This is a genomic window from Paucilactobacillus nenjiangensis (assembly GCF_005405445.1).
GTDB lineage: Bacteria > Bacillota > Bacilli > Lactobacillales > Lactobacillaceae > Paucilactobacillus > Paucilactobacillus nenjiangensis.
Window position 1 is genome coordinate 1 of record NZ_BJEB01000071.1, and the last position, 10,445, is coordinate 10,445.

General features: G+C 38.0%; 9 protein-coding genes, 2 tRNA genes, 1 other RNA gene and 2 pseudogenes. 11 read left to right on the forward strand and 3 right to left on the reverse strand.

Annotated elements, in window-relative coordinates; translation table 11 throughout:
* Positions 1-221: 221 nt before the first annotated feature.
* From FFM59_RS08925 to FFM59_RS08955, 7 genes are all read left to right on the forward strand, one after another.
* Positions 222-1,574, forward strand: a complete 1,353-nt coding sequence (locus FFM59_RS08925; protein ID WP_137602696.1) for a gluconate:H+ symporter — start codon at positions 222-224, stop codon at positions 1,572-1,574.
* Between the two features lie 112 nt (positions 1,575-1,686).
* Positions 1,687-2,391, forward strand: a complete 705-nt coding sequence (locus FFM59_RS08930; RefSeq protein WP_137602697.1) for a glucosamine-6-phosphate deaminase — start codon at positions 1,687-1,689, stop codon at positions 2,389-2,391.
* Positions 2,392-2,616: 225 nt separating this feature from the next.
* Positions 2,617-2,901: a hypothetical protein gene (locus FFM59_RS08935; protein WP_137602705.1), complete on the forward strand. Its 285-nt coding sequence runs from the start codon at positions 2,617-2,619 to the stop codon at positions 2,899-2,901.
* A gap of 69 nt (positions 2,902-2,970) precedes the next feature.
* Positions 2,971-3,043, forward strand: a tRNA-Asn gene (locus FFM59_RS08940).
* A 119-nt stretch (positions 3,044-3,162) separates the two neighbouring features.
* A tRNA-Asn gene (locus FFM59_RS08945) sits at positions 3,163-3,235 on the forward strand.
* A 132-nt stretch (positions 3,236-3,367) separates the two neighbouring features.
* Complete coding sequence (locus FFM59_RS08950) at positions 3,368-5,224, forward strand: acyltransferase family protein (RefSeq protein WP_137602698.1); 1,857 nt, start codon at positions 3,368-3,370, stop codon at positions 5,222-5,224.
* A gap of 45 nt (positions 5,225-5,269) precedes the next feature.
* Positions 5,270-5,737, forward strand: coding sequence for a universal stress protein (locus FFM59_RS08955; protein WP_137602699.1), 468 nt, complete (start codon positions 5,270-5,272; stop codon positions 5,735-5,737).
* A 40-nt stretch (positions 5,738-5,777) separates the two neighbouring features.
* On the opposite strand, the gene FFM59_RS08960 is transcribed toward FFM59_RS08955, so the two are convergent.
* Positions 5,778-6,587: a LicD family protein gene (locus FFM59_RS08960; RefSeq protein ID WP_137602700.1), complete on the reverse strand. Its 810-nt coding sequence runs from the start codon at positions 6,585-6,587 to the stop codon at positions 5,778-5,780.
* Positions 6,588-6,692: 105 nt separating this feature from the next.
* On the opposite strand from FFM59_RS08960, the pseudogene FFM59_RS08965 reads away from it, so the two are divergent.
* The 4 genes and pseudogenes from FFM59_RS08965 to ssrA form a co-directional block, all read left to right on the forward strand.
* Positions 6,693-7,142: pseudogene (locus tag FFM59_RS08965) on the forward strand (MarR family winged helix-turn-helix transcriptional regulator); the annotation flags it as partial.
* 200 nt (positions 7,143-7,342) lie between these two features.
* Entirely contained in the window at positions 7,343-8,149 is an 807-nt protein-coding gene (locus FFM59_RS08970) for a Cof-type HAD-IIB family hydrolase (protein ID WP_137602702.1), read from the forward strand.
* A 322-nt stretch (positions 8,150-8,471) separates the two neighbouring features.
* The gene (gene apf, locus FFM59_RS08975) at positions 8,472-9,047 is read left to right on the forward strand and encodes an aggregation-promoting factor (RefSeq protein ID WP_137602703.1); all 576 of its coding nucleotides are present in this window, start codon (positions 8,472-8,474) and stop codon (positions 9,045-9,047) included.
* 111 nt (positions 9,048-9,158) lie between these two features.
* Positions 9,159-9,531: a transfer-messenger RNA gene (ssrA, locus tag FFM59_RS08980) on the forward strand.
* A 193-nt stretch (positions 9,532-9,724) separates the two neighbouring features.
* Here the strand turns inward: ssrA and FFM59_RS08985 are convergent.
* The gene (locus tag FFM59_RS08985) at positions 9,725-10,198 is read right to left on the reverse strand and encodes a site-specific integrase (protein ID WP_137602704.1); all 474 of its coding nucleotides are present in this window, start codon (positions 10,196-10,198) and stop codon (positions 9,725-9,727) included.
* Between the two features lie 7 nt (positions 10,199-10,205).
* A pseudogene (locus FFM59_RS10220) lies at positions 10,206-10,445 on the reverse strand (site-specific integrase); the annotation flags it as partial.

Sequence of the window (10,445 nt, forward strand, 5' to 3'; positions counted from 1 at the left end):
TTTACTTGATAATAGAAAATGGCACCAGTATAAATTCACAAAGTGAATCTCTATCAGTACCAAATATTGTAGAACCGAACTTTTAAACGAAGTTCTTTTTTTTGTACATTTGAAAATGGCTACCAGGCACTTTGTCGAAAAACGCTTGCAAAATGTAAGTGAATTTCATATACTAGTCTTTGTGTTTTTTTGAATTTTCGAAAGTGAGTAGGTAAAATAAAATGCAATTTGTAGTATTGTTATTAGGAATTCTACTGCTACTCTTCTTGATTATTAAGGTCAAGTTGAATACATTCGTTTCCCTGATTGTAACTTCCATTTTAGTCGCACTTGGACTTGGGATGAATCCTGCGGAAATCGCAGACACCATCAAAGAAGGTATTGGAAGTTCACTTGGTGAATTAGCCATTGTCTTCGGATTTGGTGCGATGATTGGACGTTTAGTTTCTGATGCGGGTGGTTCATATCGTATCGCGAAAACGTTGATTAATCTCTTCGGTAAAAAACGACTACAACTCGCTGTCGTAGTGGCTTCATTTATCATTGGGATGTCAATGTTCTTCGAAGTTGGAATGGTGTTGTTGATTCCCATTGTGTTCGCAATCGCGTTAGAGGCTGAGGTTCCTTTGCTTTATTTAGGGATTTCGATGGCTACAGCGTTGTCTGCAACACAAGGATTTTTACCTCCACAACCAGCTCCAACCGCAGTTGCATCTGCGTTGGGTGCTAATTTAGGAATGGTATTAATGGTCGGGATTGTCGTAGCAATTCCCTGTGTGGCTATTGCTGGTCCATTGTTTACCATTTTTGCAAAGAAGATTGCGCCAGATGCGTTTGTTGTCAAGAAGTCATTGCCTGCTTTTGGGGAAGTGAAAGAATATAACATTGATGAAACTCCTGGTTTTGGGATTTCAGCTTTCACTTCATTATTCCCAGTTGTTTTCATGATGTTATCAACGATTTATTCTTTGGCCTTACATGGTGGAAAAACCCTCAAACATCCACAAGGACTTGATGCAGTTGTATCAATGCTTGGTAATCCAATGATTGCTATGGTGATTGCGTTGATTTTCGCTGTGTGGTCAATGGGGATTCATCGTGGACGGACGATGGCCCAAGTTGGTAAAACCATGGAAGAAGCAATCAAATCAATTGCCATGTTATTAATGGTTATTGGTGGTGGTGCTGCCTTCAAACAAGTTTTGATTAATGGTGGAGTTGGGGATGCCGTGCAAAGTTTGATGGCCCACGCCAACTTGTCACCATTGGTCTTAGCATGGTTGATTACAGTGATTCTACGTATTTCATTGGGTTCAGCAACGGTTTCAGGAATGACGGCTGCCGGATTAGTGGTTCCATTGATGCATTCTACTGGGGCAAACCCAGTGCTGATGGCGCTTGCAATCGGGGCTGGATCATTAGCTGTCTCACATGTTAATGATGCTGGTTTCTGGATGTTTAAAGAATACTTTGATTTAACGGTTAAACAGACACTATCAATTTGGACGGTATTGGAAACAATTATCTCCATTGTTGGATTAGTGGTCGTTCTTTTATTAAGTTTAGTAATGTAATTTAGTTATTATTGACAGTATTGCTTCGGCAGTGCTGTTTTTATTTGCAATTTTTCAAATGATGAGTCAATATTGGACTATACCAACAAGGGCATTAATCAGGAGGCTCATCGTGAAAATTAATATTGTAAAAGATTCAAAAGCAGCAGGCCAAGCAGGATACGAATTATTCAAGGAACAACTTGAAAACGGAAGCACCGTCTTCGGGTTAGCAACAGGAAGTACTCCTATTTCAACTTATGACGCTATTACAGCCAGTGATTTAGATTTCTCGAACTGCATTTCAATTAACTTGGATGAATACGCTGGGTTGCCAGATACTCATGAACAAAGTTACCGTTACTTCATGAATCAACATTTCTTCTCCAAGAAACCATTCAAAGAATCATATGTGCCTAACGGAATGAATCATGCTGACGCTGAAATTGCGCGTTACGAAAAAATCATCGCGGGAAATCCAGTTGATTTCCAAATTTTAGGATTGGGACAAAATGGCCACATTGGCTTTAATGAACCCGGAACTGCCTTTGATTCACGCACACATAAAGTAGCCTTAACGGAATCAACCATTGCCGCTAACGCGCGTTTCTTTGATAATGAAAACGATGTTCCTAAGTTTGCCTATTCAATGGGGATTGGCACTATTATGGATGCAAAGAGCATTTTATTAGAAGCCTTTGGCGAAAATAAAGCAGATGCTGTGCAAAAAATGGTCGAAGGTCCTGTTACTGAAGATTTACCTGCCTCAATTTTGCAACGCCATCCTAATGTTACTTTGATCCTAGATGAAGCAGCAGCTTCAAAATTAAGTAAATAGAGAAAAACAAAATTAAATAAATAGAGAAAAGTAGTTGACAGCGCTTCCATTTAGCGGTATTCTCTTGTCATAAGGTATGGAAATACCTTCTAATCAATTCTCTTTCTCTCTTATGCCGATCACCGTTTTCCCGAACGGTGATTTTTTTGTGCTTTGACATTGAAGTGATTTTTCTTTAGAATTGTTACTTGTGAGGTGAACAGGTTGGAAGATTTAACGTTAGATATGATTGAAGAAATTACCCGCAATGATGGCACCAAGTATTATGAAGTTGGTAATATGGTGCAAAATGGCCGCGCGGAATTGGCTGCTGAACGTGGCTTCATTAAAATGGTACGTATTTTACAATTGAACATTCCACATTCACAAAACGTCGCAAAGTACGAAGCCTATGTAGCAGACAATTTTAAAGACTTAGGTGAGTCGATGGATCACTGGAATGAATGGACCAGGACTGAAGAAATTGAACCAATTTTCCAAAATATTCTAAAAGATAATCATATTGGTTAAAAAATGCCAAAAAGCCTTTACACGGTACCGATTTTTATGGTATAAATGTTATTGTTGTTTTGAGGTTATTGCCCCATAGTTCAGTTGGTAGAATAATTGACTGTTAATCAAGAGGTCGCTGGTTCGAGTCCAGCTGGGGCAGTTTTAAATTTTCAATAATTGGAAGTTTAAAAGCTTAAAATTCATCGTATTTCTTGTTATAAATATCTTTACAAGAATGACATGAATATGTTACTATTATATATGTTGTTTTGAGGTTATTGCCCCATAGTTCAGTTGGTAGAATAATTGACTGTTAATCAAGAGGTCGCTGGTTCGAGTCCAGCTGGGGCAGTACTTAAGGAGATTCCTGATGGGAATCTTCTTTTTTTATATAATTTTATCTTTAAATTACCAAATGTAACACGAGTGAAGTATAATCGTTAGTAGGATTTAAAGAGTTTAATGTTGGGACGGGGGATTTGTAATGGATCAACCAAAGGGGCCAAGTAAGAAAACCGGGCGTCGATATATCACAGGATTCGATGGATTGCGCTCGTTGGCCGTAATTGGAGTAATAGTTTATCATCTTTCGCCTAACGCACTTAAAGGTGGGTATTTAGGGGTACCAATTTTCTTGTTATTGGCAGGATATTTGGTGACCAATCAAATGATTGGCAAGCTCAGTGCAAATCAACCAATTGGAGTTGGTAATTTTTATCTACGTCGACTGAAGCGATTGTACCCGACGCTGTTATCGATGCTAATCCTCACAATCACATATATTACGTTATTTCAGAGAAATTTTTTCTACCAGTTAAAAGAGATTTTTGTGACCAACGTGTTATTTGTGTACAACTGGTGGGAAGTCAGTCATGGGCAATCGTATTTTGACCGATTCAACGGTGAGTCTCCATTTACACATTTGTGGACAATGGGGGTAGAAGTTCAATTCTATTTAATCTGGCCGTTGTTACTAATCTTATTGTTTAAATTACTAAGAGACAAACATCAAATTAGCATGGTCGTTTTGGCGATGAGCGTGGCGTCAGCCATTTTGATGGCAGTCCTATATGATCCACAAAATATCAACCGTGCCTATTATGGTACTGATACACGGGCTTTTTCCTTCTTATTAGGTGCCTGGTTAGCGTTTGTCTGGCCAGCAGACCGATTGCGGGCTCAGCTCAAGCCAAAAGCACGCCGTCTAATTGACAGCGTCGGATTAATTTCGTTATTAATTGTAATATTAATGTACTTTGTGTTGTCAGGTGAAGCAGCATTTACCTATTACGGTGGGATGTATATTTTTAGTATCTTTGCCATGGTATTAATGGGGGTGATTGCTCATCCAGGGAGTCACTTGAATCGTTGGTTTACTAACCCTATTTTCACTTGGATTGGTAAGCGCTCCTATGGAATTTATGTTTATCAATTCCCAGTTCTCATTTTTTATGAATCTCATTTTAAGAATATGGGAACGCACCCATGGGTGAACGCCATCATTGAAGTGGCAATCATTTTAGTGATCAGTGAACTGTCATATCGTTTTATTGAACGACCAATAGCGAAGTTTGACTGGAAGACGTTACCTGTCAAAATTAAAACTTTGACACACGTGAAAGAAAACTATCGACCATGGCTCAAATTGGCTCCTGCAATTATCGTAATCATTATTGCCATTGTTGGGATTGTTCAATCACCAGCTCAAAAACCTAAGACCGCCTTACAAAAACGTATCGAACAAAATGAAAAGGCACTTAAAGCGCATAATGCCAAAGTGAAAGCTGGACAAGCCACGACTAAAGTTGGGTCCAGTGAAATCGCCAGAAAGTACGGCTTAAGTAACAATCAAGTAGCTGCAGCAAAAAAGTTAAAAGTGACTGCAGTTGGTGATTCTGTACTGGCCGATGGTTCATCTAACTTACAAGAAATTATTCCTAATATTTACATCTCAGCAAAGGTAGGACGTCAGGCATATCAGGCGCCAGCGATTGTTAGATCATTAAAAGCTGAAGGCCATTTACAAGATATTGTCGTTTTGAACCTTGGAAGTAATGGTACAATTAGTGATGATGATGCCAATAAAATGCTGAAGACGATTGGAACAAAACGTCAAGTATACTGGATTACCACGCATGTGCCATCGAAACCTTGGCAAAAGCCAGTGAATGATAAAATCAATAAGCTGGCAAAAAACCATAGTAATGTGCATGTGATTGATTGGTATTCCGCTAGTATCGCTCATCGAGACTGGTTCTATGATGATAATGTGCATCCCAACGTAGATGGTAACACGCAATTTGCGAAGTTAATTGTCACAGAGATATTGAAAGATCAGTAATGTTAAGCAAATAGTTCTAGATTGTAAATAAGTGGAGGAAACAACATGGGTAAACGAGAAATAGATTTTGATGTTCAAGAGATTTCGATTAAGAGTATTTTAGTGGCGGTTGATGAAGATGATTCAAGTTCGTCACAAAAAGCTTTTAATTATGCAGTCACTTTTGCCCGTGCTGCTAAAGTTCCTCTGGGAATTGTGACGGTTTTGGAAACGAAGGATTTGAGTGTGTATGAAAGCATGCAGCCAGATGTCCTAGAAGGCCGCAGAAACGTCATGCAAGCCTCCATGGATGAATACGTCAAGAAGGCAAAAGAGTTTGGTGTAATAGACGTCAAGGGCTTTATTGGCGAAGGTAAACCTGGTAAGGTGATTGTGCAAGATATCATTCCAGAATTTAATCCCGACTTATTAGTTTGTGGATCGGAAACAACTGAAAAAAATAGTATCTTTATTGGTACCCAAGCTAGTTATATGTCGCAGAATGCGCCTTGTTCGGTTATCGTAGTTAGATAAAAAAATAAATGCATCTCAGGAATTTTCTGAGGTGCATTTTTTATAGGATTTCTTTACCGTTAATAATGACTTCGGTGTAGTGCTTTGGCGAGCGATCACCTTCGGGTGGGAGTGCCATATAATTGCCATATAAGCGGCTTAAAATCGCATCGTAGTTGGCGGGAATCATCACATTCAGATGAGCGAATGGGTGACTGGTTAGGTTCGTCATTTCCTCTACCGACATGATCTCTTTGTCATACTTATATTGTGACGCTAAATTTTTGTATTCTGGTAAATTGTCTTGATTGTATTGTTGAAAAACCTCGTCGCGTTTATGTTTTAATTCGCGGACATCACCGTATTGACGGGTGGTTAATGGTTTAAATAGCCGATTAAGTGCCGAGTCAGTTAAGCGATAACCTAACCGGACGATAATCGAACTATCGTAAAATTTTATTTTGGCCATTTGAGCGGTTTGCTCACTACTCTTTTCCGGAATGGCATCAAATGGGAAAATATCGATGAAAATTCCACTCTTGGCATTATTATAATTATTCTTTTCTTGAATCTCAGTATCTAAATCGATGAGCTTAGCGTAACTCATGGCATAGTTTTTATCGGTGAATGGAGTTTGCAAAAAATAGGCAGAATGTGAGATTAAAACCGGTGCCAGTTTTAAAAATTTGTTATAGTCTTCACGAGCCATGCCAATGTCTAAGTCGTCATCCCAGGGAATAAATCCTTGGTGACGGATTGCTCCTAAAAGTGAGCCTCCAATTAGAAAATAATGTAATGAATATTGATTGCAAATCATGATAAAAGTCTCGAATAAATTGAGCTCTGCTTGCTGTATTGGCTTTAAATTCAATATTAACCCCCCTTAAATATTAATCAGTTGACATATTGTTCAAAATGACGCATATTATACCGTATAGATATAGTCTATATTATTATGACCGGGAGGGGAATAGCCATGGATTCAGATGAATTGTTGATAAAGGCAATTAGCGTATATATGTCAACGCTTAAATCGTTAGACACTTTTATTTCCGAACCAGCTGCAAAGTATTTTCTTTCATTTGAACAATATCTAATTCTACACGATATTTCGACACAAAAGAAAATAATGTTGATGGATATTGCGCAGCAACGAGGCGTAACTAGAAGTGCTATTTCGCGTCAAATTAAAGTGTTGCTTAAACATAAATATGTGTATCAAAAAGCTGATCCATTAGATCGTCGTCGTTTATTCTTACATTTAACCAAGAGCGGTAAAGAGGTTGAAGAAGAAATCAGTAAAAATGTGGCCACCCGCTTTAGTGGTTGGGTGAATATTTTTGGTGAAGACAAAGCCGGCGAGATTTTAGACTTCATTGAAGAATTCGATAATCGAGTAGTTCGTGAAGAAGCTAAAAAGAAAAAGGCAGCTAAAGATGCTGAGTTAAAAGCTGCTAAGGCGGCCGCCAAAAAAGCCGCTAAAAAAGCTCAAGATTTACAAGATGCCCAGGATGCTTTATTAAAAGAAGAAGCTGAGGCGGCAGAACAACAAAAAATCAATAAATGCAGTTAACCACGGTGAAGTCACCGTGGTTTTTTGTTATAGTAAGCGGTGAGGTGAAAATAATGATTAAAATGGTGGCACTGGATTTAGATGGAACATTATTAACGAGTGACAAGCAGATTAGTCCACGCAACGAACAGGCATTGAAGGCTTTACACCAACAAGGTGTTAAGATTGTGCTCTGTACTGGTCGGCCAATTAACGCGATTTGGAAGTATATTGAACAACTTGGCTTAACCAACGATGACGACTATACGATCACTTTCAATGGTGCGTTGGTAATTCAAAATACTGAAAAGACAGTTTTGAGTCAAAAAGGAATTTCAAAACAAAAGCTGCAATTACTGCATGACTTTGCGCAAACTAATGGATTGCCGTTGGATATTTTAGACTTTGAAGCTGTCTATCCAATCACGGATTTAAAACGGTCGGTTTATCAGCAAATGCTGAATGCTAAGATTGATTTTGTGCCCACGGATTTTGATCAGTTAGACGCTCATGATTATAGTAAGGCGGTCATGACTACAGAACCCTCAATTTTAAATGACGCATTTGATCGAGTCACTGATGAAATGTTTGAAACTTATCATATTGTGAGGTCACAACCTAAAATTCTGGAATTTTTGGATCATGATATGGATAAAGCTGTTGGACTCGAAGCATTATTAAATCATTTTGGCTGGACATTTGAAAACTTGATGGTGTTCGGGGATGCCGAAAATGATTTAGGGATGCTTAAAAGTGCCCAAGTTGGCGTTGTCATGGAAAATGGCAAAGATGAGATAAAACGACAAGGGACAGACGTCACCGGGACCAATGATGCTGACGGAGTTGCAGAATTTGTCGAAAAATACGCAGACTTTGCTTAAGTTTTGTCTAAGTATTGACTTGTTTTGTAATAATTAACATATATAATCTAATTTATTAAAAAAGGGTTAAGATTTCCAGTCTTACTACCCTTTTTTGTTTGTTATAACACGGGTTAGTTATAATATCGAGTGATAAAACAATTGCTGATATGAAACTGATTATTCGTCAATCAGTGATAATTAACATAGCTTTTATTACAAACAATTCAAAAATAGTGCAAATTGAAATACGCGCGTTACACATGAGTAATATCCATCCATTATGATAGTCACAGTTAAAAAAAGACAATGTAAACATTACAAAAAGGATGGTTATTGGTATATGACTTCACGTAAAAATGTTTTAAAATATTCTGCTGCTACTTTAGGCGCCATTGCACTTGGTGTTGTAGCAACTACAGCCACAGCAAACGCTGATGAAATCTACACAGTTAAATCTGGAGATACTCTTTCAGATATTGCAGTACAATACACTAAAACAACAGATGCAGTTGATACAATTGCAAAAAACAACAGCATTTCAGACGTTAACTTGATCGTTACTGGTCAAAAATTACTTATCACAAGTGATGGTACAGTTCGTGCCGCAACTGACGAAGAAGTTGCTACAACTCCAGCATCTGATCAATCAACTACTTCAAGTGACAGCTCAAGCTACACAAGCTCAACTTCTGGTAGTGATGCAGCCGCTAAAGCTTGGATTGCTAACAAAGAATCTGGCGGTTCATATGGTGCAACCAATGGACAATTTATTGGTAAGTATCAATTGAGCGCATCATACTTAAATGGTGACTATTCAGCTGCTAACCAAGAACGTGTTGCTGACCAATATGTTGCAAACCGTTATGGTTCATGGACTGCAGCACAATCATTCTGGCAAGCAAATGGTTGGTACTAAAATTTAAATTAACTTTTGAAGATGTCTCAGTGAGGCGTCTTTTTTTGTGCAGTTATAGCTCAAATGGTACCAAAATGGTGCGCGATATGGTAATATTGAATGTGCATAAACGGGGATGTTTATGGATTCGACTGGTATGGGTTGAGGTTTGACTGCGCTTCGAAGGTTGCGACTTCGTTAAAACGCTCAGTTTAAATTATAACTGCAAAAAATAATACAAACAATTTCGCTTTAGCTGCTTAATACCAGCGAGTGGAGATCCAGCCAGGTTTGCTCATGGCTTGATACTGGGTCCAAAAACTAAGTGAGCTTACGCTTATTGCTCCAGTCAGAAGTGGTAAGAAGAGATTAATCGGACTAGTTAATCATGTTGGCCCTGATCAGCGGCGAATTGATTAGCGAATTTTAAATAGTTGATATATGAGCGTAGACGTCAGATTGGCAACATGCTAGGACAGGGGTTCGACTCCCCTCATCTCCATTTTATCGAATAACGATAAACTTCAATGTTTATCAATGAGTATCAATAAGTACCATAATCGTTGTTATTTCAATGGTTAGGGTACTTTTTTATTTTCAATGCTTATCAATGTTTCTGACGTGAAAGTTAGTGTAAAGTTAGTGCTTTTGAATTTGAATAAAAAAATAGACTCTGCATAGAGTCTTAAAAATACATATTAGAAATTAACATATTCAGCAAATTTCTTACCAGTTTCCAGTTTCTGTTTTTTAGTAACATGGGTATAAATGTCGGCTGTGGTTTGGTAACTTGAATGGCCAAGTCTAACTTGTGCTTCCTTAATACTGATTCCTGATTCAAACATCAAACTGGCATGTGTATGTCGCATACCATGCACTGTGATGTGTTTTAATTTAACTTTATCTGCTGTTACGTTAATCCACTTACCCGGCTTAGACGGGCTTAAAATACCATTTGATTTGCTAGATAAAACTAACTGTTCTTTTACTGGTTTCAAACCTAATTTAAGTAGTTCAGCTTTTTGAGCTGTCTTCCAATGCTTGACAATCTTCAACGTTAACGGGTCAATGTCAATCACACGATTCGACTGTTTATTTTTGGGTGGACCAAACTCTAATCCATTCTCTCCACGTGTAACAGCACGTTGAACATGGAGTGTCTTATCAGTCATGTTGATGTCAAGTCCATCTTAACCCCAATAATTCACCTTTTCGCAAGCCAGTGAATGCTAATAATCTCATAGTGATCAGTATTTTATCATTTGTGATTGCACCCATGAATTTTTTCAGTTCATCTTTTTCATAGAAATTATCAGCAATATCATCAGTAGATTCTTTTGGTTTTGGGCCTAGAATAAAAAGTGTACAAGTTAAATAGAGACTCTGATTTAGTATAATTAAGGAAGTAAATTGGAGGAT